The sequence below is a fragment of the Allorhizobium sp. GW101-3B10 genome (assembly GCF_059424725.1).
In genome coordinates this window covers 3,748,737-3,765,809 of sequence record NZ_JBWKZR010000001.1, presented here as the reverse complement: position 1 = coordinate 3,765,809, position 17,073 = coordinate 3,748,737, and the positions used below count along the sequence as shown (strand labels likewise).

The 17,073-nt window shown below is 64.4% G+C and carries 15 protein-coding genes; 9 read left to right on the top strand and 6 right to left on the bottom strand.

What is annotated here, in order from left to right:
- Positions 1-100 precede the first annotated feature (100 nt).
- The 4 genes from AC07Y0_RS18660 to AC07Y0_RS18645 all read right to left on the bottom strand — a co-directional run bounded on the left by AC07Y0_RS18660 (position 101) and on the right by AC07Y0_RS18645 (position 5,384).
- Positions 101-2,380 carry a transglycosylase domain-containing protein gene (locus AC07Y0_RS18660; protein ID WP_498679202.1) on the bottom strand — a complete coding sequence of 760 codons (2,280 nt, stop codon included), beginning with the start codon at positions 2,378-2,380 and terminating at the stop codon, positions 101-103.
- A gap of 231 nt (positions 2,381-2,611) precedes the next feature.
- On the bottom strand, positions 2,612-3,070 hold the full coding sequence (locus tag AC07Y0_RS18655; RefSeq protein ID WP_498679201.1) for a YbaK/EbsC family protein: 459 nt from the start codon (positions 3,068-3,070) through the stop codon (positions 2,612-2,614).
- Positions 3,071-3,452: 382 nt separating this feature from the next.
- On the bottom strand, positions 3,453-4,844 hold the full coding sequence (locus AC07Y0_RS18650; protein ID WP_498679200.1) for a M20/M25/M40 family metallo-hydrolase: 1,392 nt from the start codon (positions 4,842-4,844) through the stop codon (positions 3,453-3,455).
- Between the two features lie 108 nt (positions 4,845-4,952).
- Positions 4,953-5,384, bottom strand: a complete 432-nt coding sequence (locus AC07Y0_RS18645) for a MarR family winged helix-turn-helix transcriptional regulator (protein WP_498679199.1) — start codon at positions 5,382-5,384, stop codon at positions 4,953-4,955.
- A 393-nt stretch (positions 5,385-5,777) separates the two neighbouring features.
- Here AC07Y0_RS18645 and polA point away from each other — a divergent pair, with 393 nt between their 5' ends.
- On the top strand, positions 5,778-8,771 hold the full coding sequence (gene polA, locus AC07Y0_RS18640) for a DNA polymerase I (protein WP_498679198.1): 2,994 nt from the start codon (positions 5,778-5,780) through the stop codon (positions 8,769-8,771).
- Between the two features lie 8 nt (positions 8,772-8,779).
- On the opposite strand, the gene pcaQ is transcribed toward polA, so the two are convergent.
- Positions 8,780-9,706, bottom strand: coding sequence for a pca operon transcription factor PcaQ (gene pcaQ / locus AC07Y0_RS18635; RefSeq protein ID WP_498680277.1), 927 nt, complete (start codon positions 9,704-9,706; stop codon positions 8,780-8,782).
- 89 nt (positions 9,707-9,795) lie between these two features.
- Between pcaQ and pcaD the strand changes: the two genes are divergently transcribed.
- The 4 genes from pcaD to pcaG are packed head-to-tail and all read left to right on the top strand — an operon-like array spanning position 9,796 to position 12,366.
- Positions 9,796-10,584 carry a 3-oxoadipate enol-lactonase gene (pcaD, locus tag AC07Y0_RS18630; RefSeq protein ID WP_498679197.1) on the top strand — a complete coding sequence of 263 codons (789 nt, stop codon included), beginning with the start codon at positions 9,796-9,798 and terminating at the stop codon, positions 10,582-10,584.
- Between the two features lie 9 nt (positions 10,585-10,593).
- Positions 10,594-11,010 (top strand): 4-carboxymuconolactone decarboxylase, encoded by a 417-nt coding sequence (pcaC, locus tag AC07Y0_RS18625; RefSeq protein WP_498679196.1) that lies wholly within the window; start codon positions 10,594-10,596, stop codon positions 11,008-11,010.
- Positions 11,007-11,747 carry a protocatechuate 3,4-dioxygenase subunit beta gene (gene pcaH / locus AC07Y0_RS18620; protein WP_498679195.1) on the top strand — a complete coding sequence of 247 codons (741 nt, stop codon included), beginning with the start codon at positions 11,007-11,009 and terminating at the stop codon, positions 11,745-11,747. The genes pcaC and pcaH overlap by 4 nt, the downstream gene beginning before the upstream one ends.
- Before the next feature lies 1 nt (position 11,748).
- Positions 11,749-12,366, top strand: coding sequence for a protocatechuate 3,4-dioxygenase subunit alpha (gene pcaG, locus AC07Y0_RS18615; protein WP_498679194.1), 618 nt, complete (start codon positions 11,749-11,751; stop codon positions 12,364-12,366).
- A gap of 125 nt (positions 12,367-12,491) precedes the next feature.
- Here the strand turns inward: pcaG and AC07Y0_RS18610 are convergent, their stop codons facing one another.
- Positions 12,492-13,250: an IclR family transcriptional regulator domain-containing protein gene (locus tag AC07Y0_RS18610; protein ID WP_498679193.1), complete on the bottom strand. Its 759-nt coding sequence runs from the start codon at positions 13,248-13,250 to the stop codon at positions 12,492-12,494.
- Between the two features lie 150 nt (positions 13,251-13,400).
- On the opposite strand from AC07Y0_RS18610, the gene AC07Y0_RS18605 reads away from it, so the two are divergent.
- From AC07Y0_RS18605 to AC07Y0_RS18590, 4 genes are read left to right on the top strand one after another with little or no spacing between them, the layout of a single operon-like run.
- Complete coding sequence (locus AC07Y0_RS18605; RefSeq protein WP_498679192.1) at positions 13,401-14,108, top strand: 3-oxoacid CoA-transferase subunit A; 708 nt, start codon at positions 13,401-13,403, stop codon at positions 14,106-14,108.
- On the top strand, positions 14,105-14,800 hold the full coding sequence (locus AC07Y0_RS18600) for a CoA transferase subunit B (protein WP_498679191.1): 696 nt from the start codon (positions 14,105-14,107) through the stop codon (positions 14,798-14,800). Before AC07Y0_RS18605 ends, AC07Y0_RS18600 begins: the two co-directional genes overlap by 4 nt.
- Before the next feature lie 4 nt (positions 14,801-14,804).
- On the top strand, positions 14,805-16,010 hold the full coding sequence (gene pcaF / locus AC07Y0_RS18595) for a 3-oxoadipyl-CoA thiolase (RefSeq protein ID WP_498679190.1): 1,206 nt from the start codon (positions 14,805-14,807) through the stop codon (positions 16,008-16,010).
- A 3-nt stretch (positions 16,011-16,013) separates the two neighbouring features.
- Positions 16,014-17,072 carry a 3-carboxy-cis,cis-muconate cycloisomerase gene (locus tag AC07Y0_RS18590; RefSeq protein ID WP_498679189.1) on the top strand — a complete coding sequence of 353 codons (1,059 nt, stop codon included), beginning with the start codon at positions 16,014-16,016 and terminating at the stop codon, positions 17,070-17,072.
- The last annotated feature ends 1 nt before the right edge of the window (position 17,073 follow it).

Below are 17,073 nucleotides of genomic sequence, written 5' to 3'. Positions count from 1 at the left end.
TCTGCGGCCTGACTGGGCAAGACCGATAGCGGTCAAGCCTTGCGCCGGGCTGCATCCGAAAAGATGGTTCCTGCCATGCGCCGATACAAGACGCAGACGCTCATTGACCCATGATGATGTCCATGAGCGTGGTGCGCCTAGCCGCCGGCTGGACCGGTGACGGAGCGCCGACATCGGCCGGCGGAATAGGCCCGCCCGCGCCCTGCTGATAGGGATCCGCCTGCGGGATCTCTGCCTGCGGCATGTCGGCCTGCGGAATATTGCCCTGCCTGCCGGCGGGGGTACCGGGCGCGGTCGGATAGCGCTTTTCGCCGCCGGAGAACACGTCGGAGAGAATGGTGCCGATGGTCATCGGCTGTGCCTGCGGTTCCACATAGCCTTCGCCGGCGAGCGGCACAGGCGTCAGCCCCGCATGGGCGGCCGTCATGAAGTCGTGCCAGGCCTTGGCGGGAAGCCCGCCGCCCGTCACCTTCTTCATCGACTGGCCGTCGTCATTGCCGAACCACACGCCGGTCGTCAGGTTGCTGGTGTAGCCGACGAACAGCGCGTCGCGGAAGGACTGGGTCGTACCGGACTTGCCCGCCGCTTCCCAGCGGTCGAGGCGCGCCTTCTTCCCGGTGCCGTCCGTGATGACGCCCTTCAACATGCGGTTCATGGCGGCGACCACCGGTTCGCCGAGAACGCGCGGTGGTTCGGCATAGTCGTTCTCGTAGAGCACCTTGCCCTCGGCGGTGGAGATGCGCCGGATGATGTGCGGCGTCGCCTTGTAGCCGCCGTTCATGAACGGAGCATAGGCGGCCGTCAGTTCGAGCAGCGAGACTTCCGACGTGCCGAGCGCGATCGAGGCATTGGATTGCAGCTCCGATTCGATGCCGAGCCGGTGGGCGAGCTTGATGACATGGTCCGGTCCGACCTCCATCACCAGCTGCGCGGCGATGGTGTTCAGCGAATTGGCCAGTGCATGGGAAATGGTCACTGGTCCGCGGTATTTTTCGTCGTAATTCTCCGGCGTCCAGTTGCCGATCCTGACCGGCGCGTCGTTGCGGGTCGAATCGGGGCGCACGCCCGTTTCCAGCGCCGCCGCGTAGACGAACGGCTTGAAGGCCGAGCCCGGCTGGCGCTTGGCCTTGACCGCGCGGTTGAACTGGCTCTCGGCATAGTCCTTACCGCCGACCAGCGCGCGGATCGCGCCCGTGCCGTCGATCGACACGAGAGCGGCCTGCGATGCCTTGAGCTTGTCGCCCTCGGCCTCGAGGCTATCGACGATCACCGCCTCGGCCTTCTTCTCCAGGGTCATGTCGATCGTCGTTTCGACGAGCAGGTCTTCGCTGATCGTGCCGATGAGCCGCTTGGTCTCGTCGAGCACCATGTCGGCCACGTATTGGCCGGCGCCGGTCCAATAGCGCTTGGCCGTGGTCGGGGGCTGCGACATCGCCGTCTTGATCTCGTCTTCGGAGATGAAGCCTTCCTCGCGCATAGTGCCGAGCACGACCTGCGCGCGGGCTTCCGCCGCCTGCGGGTCGCGCGCCGGGGAAAGGCGCGACGGCGCCTTCAGCAGGCCGGCCAGCAGCGCGGCCTCGCCGAGATTGACGTCGCGGGCCGACTTGGAGAAATAGCGCCGCGATGCCGCCTCCACGCCATAGGCGTTCGAGCCGAAATAGACGCGGTTGAGATACATGGCCAGGATCTGGTCCTTGGTGAACTTGTGTTCGAGCCAGAAGGACAGGAGCACTTCCTGGATCTTGCGTTCGACCGTGCGCTCGGGCGAGAGAAAGAGGTTCTTCGCCAACTGCTGCGTCAGCGTCGAGCCGCCCTGAACCGTGCGGCCGCTGACGATATTGGTGACCACCGCGCGGGCCAGGCCGAACGGATCCACGCCGAAATGCGAGTAGAAGCGCCGGTCCTCGATGGCGATGACAGCCTGCGGGATGAACGGCGACATGTCTTCGAGCGCCAGCGCCTCGCCGCCGGTTGCGCCGCGATTGGCGATGACCGTGCCTTCGACCGAAACGACCTTGAGATTCGGCGGCCGCTCGGGGATCGACCAGGAACTGGCGCTCGGCATGCGCGCGCCGTAATACATGACGATGCCGCCGACGCCGATGGCGCCCCAGATGCCGAGCACGATGCACCAGTAGATCAGCCGGCCGAGCAGGCCCGACAGCCCGCCGGAACTGCGCTTCGCCTTGCCCTTGCCGCGCCCCGACGAACGCGGCTTGGACGCGGCCTTTGCCGTCTTGCCGGTCTTTGCCTTGGCGCCGCGGCCCGTGCGCTTGCCGCCGATGCGGTCGCCGGCATCGACGCGAAATTCGTCATCGCGCTCCTCCTCCTCCTCGAAGGTCGGCTCGACGCGTTCACGGGATTTGCCTCTGCTTGCCATGGCCGGCGATCTAGCTCCAGAAACCTGTGCGCCTGCGTCCGGCCGTCGCCGGGACACGCTTTGCGCTGTGTGTTGCAGCCGCATGACAAGCAGGAAAGCGCGGCCGGAGGATTGGAGTCTAAATGCGGCGATTTAAGGGGGGGTTAACACGCGGTAAACATTCCCCTATCGCGTTGCCTCGGCGGCGCGGCGATGGCCCCGCGCCGCTCCGGCGCCTCGATGCATGTCGTCCTACTGGCAGAGATCGGCCCACTCGGCATTGGTCAGTTCCGCCATTCGCTCCGGCGTGATGTGAACCGCCGAATTGGTGGCACCCGCGGCCGGCACGACCTGGTCGAACGCCTTCAGCGATACGTCGCAATAGACCTTGAGGGGCGAGGGCAGGCCGAACGGGCAGACGCCGCCGACCGGATGGCTGGTGAGCTCGACCACCTCTTCAGGCCCCAGCATGCGCGGCTTGACGCCGAAGCGGTCCTTGAACTTGCGATTGTCGAGCCGCTTGGTGCCGGCGGTCACCACCAGCACGGCCTCGTCGCCGATCCTCAGGCAGATCGTCTTGGCAATCTGGTCCGGCTCGACCCCATGGGCTTCCGCCGCCAGCGCGACCGTCGCCGAACTCGCATCGGTGACGATGACCGCGATGTCGGGGGCATTTTCGGCGAAGAAGGTGCGGACGGACTGGAGGCTCATGGGTCTTTTCTATCCGCAGTTTTCGTCGTCAGGCAAGCCTCGTTCGAGGAAGTCCCTTGATATCGGCGACCGGGCTTCCCACTTAAGGTTCAACCAATGCAGCTTGCACCGCAAGATGCGTTGCAGCGTTTTGGATCAAGGAAGTTGCCGTCATTAACCACTGGTTAATCACTTGGCCGCATTCTTCTGATCACGGGACGAGGGCCAAGCCGAAAGGCAGACCCAGATCCGGAAATGCGCATTGCACGTTTCCGCCCCTGACCACGGATGTACTGGCACGGGCGTCGAAACGGCAGAGGAAAGGTCGGGTAACTCCCGGCCTTTTTGCGTTTTTGGCCTAGGCCACTTGGAATGGCGGTATCGCCAGGAGGCACCGGCTCCCTCAGGAGGAAGCCAGCGCGTCGAGAATGCGGATCCACGACCGGATGCCCTTGTGGAAGGAATTTAGGTCGTATTTCTCGTTCGGCGAATGAATGCGATCGTCGGTGAGGCCGAACCCCACCAACAGCGAATCCATGCCGAGCATCTTCTGGAAATCGCCGACGATCGGGATCGACCCGCCCATGCCGATGACGACGGCCGGCTTCGGCCATTCGTCCGACAGGGCGTTCTTGGCCTTGGTCAGCACCGGAGAATCATAAGACAGCTGGATTGCCGGCGAGCCGCCGTGTTCGTGGAAATCGACCGAGCAGTCGGCCGGAATCTTCGAGCGTACGTAGGCGCGGAAGCTCTCGCGGATCTGTGCCGGGTTCTGGTCGCCGACCAGGCGGAACGATACCTTGGCGGACGCCTTGGCGGCGATCACCGTCTTGAAACCTTCGCCGGTATAGCCGCCAGTGATGCCGTTGACCTCCGCCGTCGGCCGCGCCCAGGTGAGTTCGAGCACCGAGCGGCCCTTTTCACCGGACGGGATCGACAGACCGACCTCGCCGAGGAAGCTTTCCGCCGTACGGCCGAGCGTTTCCCAGGATGCCTTGATGTTGGCAGGTGTCTCCTCGACCCCGTCGTAGAAACCCGGCAGGGTGATGCGCCCGGCCTCGTCATGCAGGCCGGCCAGGATGTCGACCAGGATGTGGATCGGGTTGGCGGCGGCACCGCCGAACAGGCCCGAATGCAGGTCGCGGTCGGCGGCGGTGATGGTGATTTCCTCGCCGACCAGGCCGCGCAGCGCAGCTGCGATCGCCGGCGTTTCCGTGTTCCACATGCTGGTGTCGCAGACCAGCGCATAGTCGGCCTTCAGCTCTTCGGCATTGGCCGAGAGAAAGGGCTTCAGCGACGGCGAACCGGATTCTTCCTCGCCTTCGAACAGGATGGTGATCTCGATCGGCAGGCTGCCATGCACCGCCTTGTAGGCGCGGCAGGCTTCGACGAAGGTCAGCAGCTGGCCCTTGTCGTCGGACGTGCCGCGGCCGGTGATGACCTTGCGGCCGCCGTCGAGCTCCTTGATCGCCGGGGCGAAGGGATCGTTTTCCCAGAGGTTCAGCGGATCGACCGGCTGGACGTCGTAGTGGCCGTAGAAGAGCGCGTGCGGCGCGTTTGCGGTCGCGCCGGCGTGGTGGGCGACGACCATCGGGTGGCCGGGCGTGTCGCGCACCGAAGCCGTAAAGCCGAGCGCGGTCAACTCCTTGACCAGCCATTCGGCGGCCTTGCGGCACTCGGCCTTGTAGGCGGGATCGGTCGAGATCGAGCGGATACGGACGAGGTCGAACAGGCGGTCGAGGCTCTGTGGCAGGGCCTTGTCGGCGCTGTCGAGTACGGCGGAAATATCGGTCATGGCATCCATCCTGGACATTGCAAATCGCCGGGACGATAGACCAAAGGCTTTGAGGTTTCGAGGCCGGACGAAACTAAATTTCGTCAGTTGCGGAGATGAATGCTGTGCTCAGAGCTTACGGGCGTTGTCGATCGCCCAGCGGATATATTCGAGCATCAGCTCCTTCTCGAAGCGGCGAAAACCGGCGAAAAGCGCCTGGTCCGCGGCATCGGCCGCGGCAAGCGCCTCGTCCTTGAGGCCGCGGCCCTTCTCGGTCAGGAAGATGAGTTGCGCGCGCCGGTCGGAGGGATGCGGTCGGCGCTCGATCAGGCCGTCGCGCTCCATGCGCGACAGCGTATTGGCCATCGTCGCCTGTTCGATGTCGACCCGGTCGAGAAGCTGTTTCTGGGTCAGCCCCTCTTCATTCCAAAGCTCGATGAGAATGGGCAGCTGGCCGGCCGAAAACCCCAGTTTCGCCGCACGCACCTGCAGGGCGCGGGCAAATCCCTTGGCCAGTTGGCCGGCGAGATAGGTGGCGGAATCGGAACGATTTTGGGCCATGCCAATGGATAAGCCTGTTCAAGGCTTCTCTCAAGAATAAATCGCAGGCGATCCAGTTTCGGTTCGGGTCTTTTTGGGCTGTGGAGGCGGGCGAACCATGGCCCGGACATCAAGAAGCCGCCATGGCTTGGAGGCGGACGCCATGGCGGCTTCGAAATGGAGGACAAAGGCCCGGAGAGGGGGATAAGGCCTTTGTCCAGTCTGAAGCGGCGGGGGACGAGCCTCTTTCAGACTGCGGCGTGATCAGGCGCCGGTGACTATCAAATGTGCGGTGAAATATGGTTTTTCAAGGGAAGGCAGGATTACAAATTCGTAACGTTTTCGTGTTTGCGACCTGCCTCTTGTGGCAAGTTTGTATGGACGCCTCGAACGCCCCGCGCTATCCATGCCGACATGAAAAAAGGCGATCATCTCTTCCTCGTCGACGGCTCGGGCTTCATCTTTCGTGCCTTCCACGCTCTTCCTCCGCTGACCCGGAAGTCCGATGGGCTGCCGGTCGGCGCCGTCTCCGGATTCTGCAACATGCTGTGGAAGTTGCTGACGGAAGCGCGCGACACGAATGTCGGAGTGACGCCCACCCATTTCGCCGTCATCTTCGACTATTCGTCGAAGACCTTCCGCAAGGAGCTCTATCCGCTCTACAAGGCCAACCGTTCCGCACCGCCGGAGGAGCTGGTCCCGCAATTCGGCCTGATCCGCCAGGCGACCCGCGCCTTCAATCTTCCCTGCATCGAGACAGAAGGCTTCGAGGCCGACGACCTGATCGCGACCTATGCCCGCCAGGCCGAGGCGATCGGGGCCGACGTCACCATCATCTCGTCCGACAAGGACCTGATGCAGCTCGTCACCCCGATGGTCCACATGTATGACAGCATGAAGGACAAGCAGATCGGCATTCCCGACGTCATCGAGAAATGGGGCGTCCCGCCGGAAAAGATGATCGACCTGCAGTCGCTCACCGGCGATTCCACCGACAATGTCCCCGGCGTCCCGGGCATCGGCCCGAAAACGGCGGCGCAGCTGCTGGAGGAATTCGGCGATCTCGACACGCTGCTGGCGCGTGCCGGCGAGATCAAGCAGGTCAAGCGCCGCGAGAACATCGTGGCCAATGCGGATCTCGTCCGCCTGTCGCGCCAGCTTGTAACGCTGAAGACCGACGTGCCTGTCGACATGCCGCTCGATGCCCTGGTTCTGGAGCAGCAGGACGGGCCGAAGCTGATCGGCTTCTTGAAGACGATGGAATTCACCACGCTGACGCGCCGAGTCGCCGACGCCTGCGGTTGCGATGCCTCCGCCATCGAACCGGTTCCGGTGACCGTCGAGTGGGGGCCTGCCGCCCACGGACCGGACCTCGACGCCGCCGCACCGGCAAATGGTGAGGCCTCGGCATCGTCCGCCGCTCCGGCCGACAAGACAGCCCCGGCTTCCGCTGCTGCGACCGGTGATCCGACGCCGGCGGATCTCGCAGCCGCGCGCGCCGCCGCGTTCCACGGACAGAAGATCGACACGGTCGCCTACCAGACGATCCGCGACATCGACGCGCTCAACGCCTGGATCGATGCGGCGCGCGAGACGGGTCTCGTCGCCTTCGATACCGAGACGACCTCCATCGATCCGATGCTGGCCGAACTGGTCGGCTTCTCGCTGGCCATCGCCGACAATGGCCAGCAGTCCGGCTCGACCGACATTCGCGCCGCCTATGTGCCGCTCGGCCACAAGACCGGCCGCGACGACCTGTTCAGCGACGGTCTGAAGCTCGCCGAAGGGCAGATCCCCATGGACGCGGCGCTTGCGGCGCTGAAAGGCCTGCTGGAAGACCCGTCGATCCTCAAGGTCGCCCAGAACCTCAAATACGACTACCTGCTGATGAAGCGCTACGGCGTCGTCATCAAGGGCTTCGACGACACCATGCTGATGTCCTACGTGCTGGACGCCGGCAAGGGCAATCACGGTATGGACGGCCTCTCGGAGCGCTGGCTGGGGCACACGCCGATCGCCTACAAGGATGTCGCCGGCACCGGCAAGTCGTCGGTCACCTTCGACCATGTCGATATCGACAAGGCGACCGCCTATGCGGCGGAAGACGCCGATGTGACGCTGCGCCTGTGGATGGTGCTCAAGCCCCGCCTTGCGGCGGAAAACCTGACACGCATCTACGAGCGCCTGGAGCGTCCGCTGGTCCCGGTACTGGCCGACATGGAAGAGCGCGGCATCTCGATCGACCGCCAGATCCTGTCGCGCCTTTCCGGTGAACTCGGCCAGAAGGCCGCCGCCTTCGAGGACGAGATCTATGAACTCGCCGGCGAGCGCTTCAACATCGGCTCCCCCAAGCAGCTCGGCGACATCCTGTTCGGTCGCATGGGCCTTCCCGGCGGATCGAAGACCAAGACCGGCCAATGGTCGACCTCGGCCCAGGTGCTCGAGGATCTTGCCGCCGAAGGTGCGCCCCTGCCGCGCAAGATCGTCGACTGGCGACAGCTGACCAAGCTGAAATCCACCTATACGGATGCGTTGCCCAGCTTCGTCCACCCTGAGACCAAGCGGGTCCACACCAGCTATTCGCTCGCTTCCACCACGACCGGCCGCCTGTCGTCCTCCGAGCCGAACCTGCAGAACATTCCGGTGCGCACCGCCGAGGGCCGCAAGATCCGCACCGCCTTCGTCTCCACGCCCGGTCACAAACTCCTGTCGGCCGACTACAGCCAGATCGAACTGCGCGTGCTCGCCCATGTGGCCGAGATCCCGCAGCTACGCCAGGCCTTCGCCGACGGTATCGACATTCATGCGATGACCGCCTCGGAAATGTTCGGTGTTCCGGTCGAGGGGATGCCGTCGGAAGTCCGCCGCCGCGCCAAGGCGATCAACTTCGGCATCATCTACGGCATTTCCGCCTTCGGTCTCGCCAACCAGCTCGGCATCGAGCGGTCGGAGGCCGGCGACTATATCAAGAAGTATTTCGAGCGCTTCCCGGGTATCAAGGACTACATGGAGAGCACCAAGGCCTTCGCCCGCGAAAACGGCTATGTCGAAACGATCTTCGGCCGTCGCGCCCACTATCCGGAAATCAAGTCGTCCAACCCTTCGATGCGCGCCTTCAACGAGCGGGCCGCCATCAACGCTCCGATCCAGGGCTCGGCCGCCGACATCATCCGCCGGGCCATGATCAAGGTCGAGCCGGCGCTCGAAGTGGCTGGTCTTCGCGAAAAGGCGCGCATGCTTCTGCAGGTGCATGACGAATTGATCTTCGAGGTCGAAGACGAGGCGATCGACGCGGCCATGCCGATCATCGTCCGGACAATGGAGCATGCGGCCATGCCGGCCGTTTCCATGCGCGTGCCGCTCAAGGTCGATGCCCGCGCCGCCCACAACTGGGACGAGGCGCACTGAGTAGACGATCAGATCAGGGCGGTCCGTGCCGCCACATGATTGCGGATCGTCTGTTTGAGCAGCGTGAGTGCGGCACTCGGTTCGACACCGGCCTGGGTCGTCAACCCGACCGCGCCGCGTGTCTCGCTCATGTCGATTGCGAGCTCGGCCAGCCGGCCGCTCTGCAACTCTTCGGCGACAACGCCGCGCGAGATGAACCACACGGCCTGATGCCGGGTGACGAAGGCGCGTCCGAACGAGTCCGAAACGGTCTCCACGGTGTTCGGCAGGTCCGGAATGCCGTTGGTCAGCAGCAGCCGGTCGACATAGGGGCGGATGACCGAGCCCTTGTTCGGCATCAACACAGTGTAGTTGGCAAGCGAGCCGAGCGTGAAATTGCGCCGGGCCAGAAGCGGATGGTCGGGCGCCACGATGATCGCCACTTCCTCGCTATAGAGCGGCTCGAAGTACAGGCCGGTCATGCGCTCCGGTGCGGCCAGGCGCCCCACCACCAGGTCCAGTTCGCCGAGGCGCAGCGAATTCAGCAGCGCGCGGTTCTCGCCGCTTTCGATCGTCACCTGGCTGCCGGTGCCGCTCGCCAGGAAATCGGCCACCGCATCCGGCATGAAGGTCGCGGAGGCGGTGGGCAATGTGCCGATGCGGATCGGCGGCCCTTCCGACTTCATCGCCTGGGCAAGCGAGTCCATGCCCCGCTGCACCGCCGCCAGGCTCTCGGCCGCATGTTTCAGGAACACCTCGCCGAAATGGGAGATCCGGATGCCGCGACCATCCTTTTCAAGAAGCGCCACGCCGAGGATCTCCTCGAGCTCGCGCATCGTCCTCGTGACCGCTGGCTGGGTGATGGCCAGTGCGTCGGCGGCCTTGCCGACGCTGCGCTGGCGTGCGACCTCAAGAAAGGTCTGCAGGTGCCGAAACTTGATCCTCTGATCCATGATTCATGCCAATTTGGTTATGAATTTGAGAGGAAATATCATTTTACCCGCCAAAATGCATCGAATAACTTTCACCTCGTGAGGAGAATCCCATGGCTTTCGCCACCATCAACGGAATTACGGTCCACTACGAATTGCTCGGCGAGCCGGACGCGAAGAATCTCGTCGTCTTTTCCAACTCGCTCGGCACCGACTTCCGCATCTGGCTGCCGCTGTTCGACGAGATCAGCGACGACATCTCCGTCCTGCTCTACGACAGCCGCGGCCATGGCCTGACCGGTGGCGCCGACAAGCCCTTCGGCATGGCCGACCTCGTCGATGACCTGATCGCGCTCGTCGAGCATGTCGGCATCAAGCGGGCGGTGTTCTGCGGCCTCTCGGTCGGCGGCCTCATCTGTCAGGGCGTGTGGCTGAAGCGCCCGGAGCTCGTGAAGAAACTGGTACTGTGCGACACCGCGGCCAGGATCGGCACGGCCGACGTCTGGAACGCGCGCATCGACGCCATAGCCAAGGGTGGTCTGGAAAGCATCGCCGACAACGTCATGCAGCGCTGGTTTACGCCGGACTTCCATGGCGAGCGCGCTGAGGATCTCGCCGGCTACCGGACCATGATGTGCCGCCAGTCCGCCACCGGCTATGTCTCGACCTGTGAAGCGATCCGCGACGCGGACTTCACCGATGGACTGGCAACCATCTCGGTGCCCGTTCTCTGCGTCGTCGGCGACCAGGACGGCTCGACTCCGCCCGAACTGGTCGAGGCGATGGCTGCCGCAATCCCGAACGCCCGCTTCGAGATCATCGGGAACTGCGGCCATATTCCCTGCGTCGAGCAGCCGGAAGCGCTGGCCGAACTGCTGCAATCCTTTCTCAAGAAGGCATGAAATCTGGACATGAGTGAAGCCCCCGAAAAGTCTCCGCGTTACCATCAGGGCATGGCGACCCGCCGCAGCGTGTTGGGCGACAGCTATGTGGACCAGGCGCTGAAATCGAAGACCGCCTTCGACGAGCCGTTCCAGGACCTGATCACGGAGGCAGCCTGGGGCCATGTCTGGTCGCGGCCGAACTGGACCAAGCGCGAGCGTTCGATGGTGACCATCGCCTTGCTCGCGGCGCTTGGCCACCACGACGAGGTGGCCATGCACGTACGCGCGACGAAGAACACCGGAGCAACGCCCGATGACATCATGGAGGCGCTGCTTCATGTGGCGATCTATGCCGGGGTGCCGGCCGCGAACCATGCGATCAAGATTGCTAGGAGTGCGCTCCAGCAGATGGACGCCGACAGCGAGAGGGAGGAAGGACGATGATCAACACCAAGCCCGAGACGGGGGTATTCTTCCCCCGCGACCGTGACATGCATCCGCCCGCTTACACGCCCTGGTACAAGACCAGCGTGCTGCGCTCGCCGCAGCGCGCGCTTATCTCCCTCGAAGGAACAAAGAGCGAGATCACCGGCCCGGTATTCGGCCACAACATGCTGAACGAGTTCGACAACGACCTGATCGTCAACTACGCCAAGCCCGGCGAAAGCCCGATCGGCCAGCGCATTCTGGTGCATGGCCGCGTGGTGGACGAGCGCGGCAAGGGTGTCGCCGGCGCGCTGGTCGAGTTCTGGCAGGCCAATGCCGGCGGCCGCTATCGCCACAAGAAGGACACCTATCTCGCGCCGCTGGATCCGAATTTCGGCGGCGTTGGCCGGACCATTGCCGATGAGGACGGCTATTACTGGTTCAAGACCATCAAGCCGGGCCCCTATCCCTGGCCGAACGGCGTCAACGACTGGCGCCCCGCACACATCCATTTCTCGATCTTCGGCCACGGCTTCGCCCAGCGGTTGATCACCCAGATGTATTTCGAGGGTGATCCGCTGATCTGGATCTGCCCGATCGTCAAGACGATCCCCGACAAGGCGGCGATCGAGCGCCTCATAGCCCCGCTCGACATGAACGCGACCATGCCGCACGACATGCGGGCCTACAAGTTCGACATCGTGCTGCGCGGCCGCCGCTCGACGCTGTTCGAGAACCGGAAGGAGGGAAACTGACATGGTACAGCCGCTTAACTACCTGAAGGAATCCCCGTCGCAGACGGCCGGTCCCTATGTCCATATCGGTTGCACGCCGAACTTCACCGGCATTCACGGCGTCTATGAGAAGGACCTCGGCTCCGGCCCGCTCTACGACGACAAGACCCGCGGCGAGCGCATAACCATTCGTGGCCGTGTCATTGACGGCTCGGGCACGCCGCTCAAGGACGCCATGGTCGAGATCTGGCAGGCCGATGCCGATGGCTTCTACAACAGCCCGTCGGAGACGCGCGGCAAGGCCGATCCACACTTCCTCGGCTGGGGCCGCTGCCCGGCCGATATGGAGACCGGCGAATACGAATTTCACACGATCAAGCCGGGTCGCGTGCCATCCGCGGACGGTCGGCCTATGGCGCCGCACATCACCGTCTGGATCGTGGCGCGCGGCATCAATATCGGCCTGCATACCCGCCTGTACTTTGCCGACGAGGCGGAGGCCAATGCGGCCGATCCGGTGCTGGCGCGCATCGAGCACAAGGTGCGCGTGCCGACCCTGATCGCGGCGCGGGATGGCGATGCCTACAGGTTCGACATTCATCTGCAGGGCGAGAGCGAGACGGTGTTCTTTGACATCTGACGACAGTCTTTCAAGACCGCGGGGCGCCTTCTCCGGTGCACCGCGAGGCTCTTTCGACCTGTTCGTGTGGCCTCGCAGAGTTTGGCTGCCGGTCATTGCGGTCGCGAACGCCGCCCGCCCTTGAGTTAGGTTAGCACCTGAGAAAGCTCCGCCTGGACCTTGCGCAAGGCCGGCAGATAGCGCGCCGCGAGCGACGACATGGATTCGGCGCCGGCGCCAAGCCCGACGTTCAGCGCGGCCACGGTCTGGCCGCGTACCGTGGTCAGCGGCACGGCGATGGAGCGCAAGCCCAGTTCGACCTCCTGGTCGATCAGCGCATAGCCCTGCTTGCGCGTCTCCTCCAGTATGGCCATCAGCGCGTCGAGATTGGTCACCGTCCGCTCCGTCCGTGCTGTCCGGGTGGATGCCTGCAGCACCTGCCTTGCCTCCGCGGGATCCAGTGCCGCCAGCAGAACGCGGCCCATCGACGTGCAGTAGGCGGGCAGGCGCGAACCCGGCATCAGCGCGATCGACATCACCCGCCGCTGGGCGGCCCGCGCGACATAGACGATTTCGCTCTCGTCGAGGATCGAAACGGACGTGCTCTCGCCGATCTCCTGGGACAGGCGGTCGAGAACCGGCTGCACGATGCGCGGCAAGGGCATGGCGGCCAGGCAACCCGTTCCGAGTCTCAGAACGCGGGGCGTCAGCGTGAAGAACTTCCCGTCATAGGCCGCGTAGCCCATCTCTGACAACGTCAGCAGGCAGCGGCGCGTCGTGGCGCGATCGAGGCCCGCGGCTTCGGCGGCTTCGGTGATCGACAGCCGTGGTCGCTCGGCGCTGAAGGCCTCGATCACCTTGAGGCCCTTCATCAAGCCTCCCATGATGTCGCGCTCCTTGATCATTCCGCTTCCCTGTCTGTTCTTCTAAAGCGTGCGATATACGAACAAATGTCATATAACGCACAAACTGGTTGCCGTCGAGCCTTGGTCCGCTTACTTCTTTTGCCGATGTCGTCGGCGGGCATGGCTCGCCGAGCCGCTACGGAGGTGCACATGGACAAGACAGTTTCAGACGCGGCTGCGGCCGTGGCCGATATCGGCGATGGAGCGACCGTGATGATCGGCGGCTTCGGCGGGTCCGGCGCGCCGATCGAGCTGATCCATGCCCTGATCGACAAGGGGCCAAAGGATCTGACCGTCATCAACAACAATGCCGGCAACGGACGCATCGGCATCGCCGCGATGATCGATGCGGGCATGGTCCGCAAGATGGTCTGCTCGTTTCCGCGCTCGTCCGATCCGCGGGCATTCACCGACCGCTATCTCGTCGGCGAGATCGAACTCGAACTTGTCCCCCAGGGAACGCTCGCCGAGCGGATCAGGGCGGGTGGTGCCGGCATTCCGGCTTTCTATACGCCGACCGCCTACGGCACGGAGCTCGCCGAGGGCAAGCCGATCGCCGAGTTCGATGGCCGTCCCTATGTGCAGGAGCGCTGGCTGAAAGCCGACTTCGCCATCGTCAAGGGCGAGATCGGCGATACCCATGGCAACCTCACCTACAACAAGGCCGGTCGCAATTTCAATCCGCTGATGTGCATGGCCGCCGCCAGGACGATCGCCCAGGTATCGAGGCTGGTGCCCGCCGGAGGCATCGATCCGGAACATGTCATCACACCCGGGATCTTCGTGAATTCGGTCGTGGAGATCCCGCATCCGCAGCAGGAAGAAGAGCTCATTCGAGCCGGAGTGGCCTACGTATGACCGTCGACACGCGCGAAGACATCAAGCTCTCCAACGCCCAGATCGCCTGGCGTGCCGCCCAGGACATTGCCGACGGCGCCTATGTCAATCTCGGCATCGGATTTCCCGAAATGGTCGCCCGCTACCAGCCTCCGGGCCGCGAGGCGATCTTCCATACGGAAAACGGCATCCTCAATTTCGGCGAGCCGCCACCGCCCGGAGAAGAGGACTGGGACCTGATCAATGCCGGCAAGAAGGCCGTGACGCTGAAGCCCGGCGCCTCCTTCTTCCATCATGCCGACAGCTTCGCCATGGTCCGCGGCGGACACCTCGACGTCGCCATCCTCGGCGCCTACCAGGTGGCCCAGAACGGCGATCTGGCCAATTGGCGCGTCGGCTCCAAGGGTGTGCCCGCCGTCGGCGGAGCGATGGACCTCGTGCATGGCGCAAAGCAGGTCTTCGTCATCACCGAGCATGTCACGAAGAAGGGCGAACCCAAGCTCGTGGAGAAATGCGCCTTCCCGCTGACCGGTGTCGGCTGTATCACGCGTGTCTATACGAGCCACGCGGTCATCGATATCGTGAAGGGCCGCTTCGTGGTGCGCGAGAAGCTCGCCGGCATGTCGATGGAGGAGCTTCAGGCGATGACGGGCGCAGGGCTGCATGTCGACGGTCCGGTGGCCGAGCTCGTCGTACCCGAACTGCAAGGATGATCTGATGACCGAAGCCTTCATCTGCGATTATGTCCGCACCCCGATCGGCCGGTTCGGCGGTTCGCTCTCGTCGGTGCGCGCTGACGATCTCGGCGCGGTGCCGCTGAGAGCCTTGATGGCCCGGCATGGCGGCCTCGATTTCGAAGCCGTTGACGATGTCATCTTCGGCTGCGCCAACCAGGCAGGCGAGGACAATCGCAACGTCGCCCGCATGTCGCTGCTGCTCGCCGGGTTGCCGGTCAGTCTCGGCGGAACCACGATCAACCGCCTGTGCGGCTCGGGCATGGATGCCGTGATCACCGCAGCACGCGCCATCAAGGCGGGCGAGGCGGAGCTGATGATCGCCGGGGGCGTTGAAAGCATGTCGCGCGCGCCCTTCGTCATGCCCAAGGCCGAGACCGCCTTTTCACGCCATGCCGAGATCCACGACACGACCATCGGCTGGCGCTTCGTCAACCCTTTGATGAAGAAGCAGTACGGTGTCGACTCGATGCCCGAGACCGGCGAGAACGTTGCGGAAGACTATCATGTCAGCCGCGAGGACCAGGACGCCTTTGCCGTCCGCTCCCAGGCCAGGGCCTCGGCTGCCCAGCAGAACGGGCGGCTGGCAAAGGAGATAACCCCGGTGACCATTCCCCAGCGCAAGGGCGACGCCGTCGTCGTCGATCGCGATGAACATCCGCGCGCGACCACCATCGAGACGCTTGCCAAGCTCGGCACCCCGTTCAAGCGGGAAGGCGGCACGGTGACGGCCGGCAATGCCTCGGGCGTGAACGATGGCGCGGCTGCGCTGATCGTTGCATCGGAAGCAGCGGCGAAAAGGCATGGCCTGACCCCGATCGCCCGGGTTCTCGGCGGCGCCGTTGCCGGCGTCCCGCCGCGGATCATGGGCATCGGCCCGGCGCCGGCATCGCAGAAGCTGCTGGCCCGCCTCGGCCTGCGCCAAGAACAGTTCGACGTCATCGAACTCAACGAGGCCTTCGCCTCCCAGGGCCTGGCGACCCTGCGGCTGCTGGGCATCGCAGACGACGACCCGCGGGTTAACAGGAATGGTGGGGCGATCGCCCTTGGCCATCCGCTCGGCATGTCTGGCGCCCGCATCACCGGCACGGCGGCGCTCGAACTGTCGCTTACCGGCGGCCGCTATTCTCTGTCCACCATGTGCATCGGCGTCGGCCAGGGCATTGCCGTAGCGCTGGAGCGAGTCTGAGCCATGGCGCTGACATTCCTGCCTTACCATGCCCGTCTGCTCGGCGACGCCGAGATCGCCGACATACTCGGGGAGAAGGCGGATCTCGCCGCAATGCTCGCCTTCGAGGTGGCGCTCGCTCGTGTCGAAGCTTCTCATGGGTTGATCGATGCGAAGGACGCCGCCGCGATCGGCACGTCACTCGGGCAATTCGCGCCCGACATGGCGCGCCTGACCCAGGCGACGCTCAGGGACGGTGTCCCTGTCCCCGATCTGGTCGCGCAGATGCGCGAAGCGATCGGCGGCAACGCGGCATCCGCGCTCCACTTCGGCGCGACGACGCAGGATGTGATCGACACTGCCCTCGCATTGAAGCTGAAGCCGGTCTTCGCGATGCTGCAACGCCGGTTCGAACTGGTCGACAGCTGTCTCGCCGATCTCATCGAACGCTTCGGAGACCGGCCGCTGATGGCGCGGTCCCGTATGCAGGCGGCGATCGTGATCGACGTCGGCGACAGGCTCCTGGTCTGGCGCAAGGCCGTGGTGCAGCTTGCGGCGGCCCTTCCTGCCATGGCCGATCGGTTGCTCATCCTGTCTTTGGCGGGAGCTGCCGGCACGGCGGAAAAATTCGGTGACAGGATCGACCCGGTTCGGGCGAGCCTTGCGACGGAACTCGGGCTTGCGGTGCCGTCCTACGTGCCCCACACGGATCGCGACCGGATCGCCGACTTCGCATCCTTCCTGTCGCGCATCACCGGCGCACTCGGCAAGATGGGCATGGACATCGCCCTGATGGCTCAGAACGGTGTCGACCAGATCGAGCTGTCCGGCGGCGGCGGATCCTCGGCCATGCCGCACAAGCGCAATCCGGTTCTGGCCGAGGTGCTGGTGACGCTGGCGCGCTACAACGCCATCCAGGTCGCCTGCCTGCATCAGGCGCTGGTGCATGAGCAGGAGCGCTCCGGCAGCGCCTGGACGCTCGAATGGCTGATCCTGCCGCAGATGATCGAGGCGGCGACGACGGCCCTGTCGCATGCCGCCGCGCTGCTCGCCTCGGTCGAGCGCATCGGCGAAGCCGGCTGAG

Bases quoted from the DNA above. Each gene is read 5' to 3' on its own strand.
- AC07Y0_RS18660 (WP_498679202.1), bottom strand. From the start codon at position 2,380: ATGGCAAGCAGAGGCAAATCCCGTGAACGCGTCGAGCCGACCTTCGAG.
- AC07Y0_RS18655 (WP_498679201.1), bottom strand. From the start codon at position 3,070: ATGAGCCTCCAGTCCGTCCGCACCTTCTTCGCCGAAAATGCCCCCGAC.
- AC07Y0_RS18650 (WP_498679200.1), bottom strand. From the start codon at position 4,844: ATGACCGATATTTCCGCCGTACTCGACAGCGCCGACAAGGCCCTGCCA.
- AC07Y0_RS18645 (WP_498679199.1), bottom strand. From the start codon at position 5,384: ATGGCCCAAAATCGTTCCGATTCCGCCACCTATCTCGCCGGCCAACTG.
- polA (WP_498679198.1), top strand. From the start codon at position 5,778: ATGAAAAAAGGCGATCATCTCTTCCTCGTCGACGGCTCGGGCTTCATC.
- pcaD (WP_498679197.1), top strand. From the start codon at position 9,796: ATGGCTTTCGCCACCATCAACGGAATTACGGTCCACTACGAATTGCTC.
- pcaC (WP_498679196.1), top strand. From the start codon at position 10,594: ATGAGTGAAGCCCCCGAAAAGTCTCCGCGTTACCATCAGGGCATGGCG.
- pcaH (WP_498679195.1), top strand. From the start codon at position 11,007: ATGATCAACACCAAGCCCGAGACGGGGGTATTCTTCCCCCGCGACCGT.
- pcaG (WP_498679194.1), top strand. From the start codon at position 11,749: ATGGTACAGCCGCTTAACTACCTGAAGGAATCCCCGTCGCAGACGGCC.
- AC07Y0_RS18610 (WP_498679193.1), bottom strand. From the start codon at position 13,250: ATGATCAAGGAGCGCGACATCATGGGAGGCTTGATGAAGGGCCTCAAG.
- AC07Y0_RS18605 (WP_498679192.1), top strand. From the start codon at position 13,401: ATGGACAAGACAGTTTCAGACGCGGCTGCGGCCGTGGCCGATATCGGC.
- AC07Y0_RS18600 (WP_498679191.1), top strand. From the start codon at position 14,105: ATGACCGTCGACACGCGCGAAGACATCAAGCTCTCCAACGCCCAGATC.
- pcaF (WP_498679190.1), top strand. From the start codon at position 14,805: ATGACCGAAGCCTTCATCTGCGATTATGTCCGCACCCCGATCGGCCGG.
- AC07Y0_RS18590 (WP_498679189.1), top strand. From the start codon at position 16,014: ATGGCGCTGACATTCCTGCCTTACCATGCCCGTCTGCTCGGCGACGCC.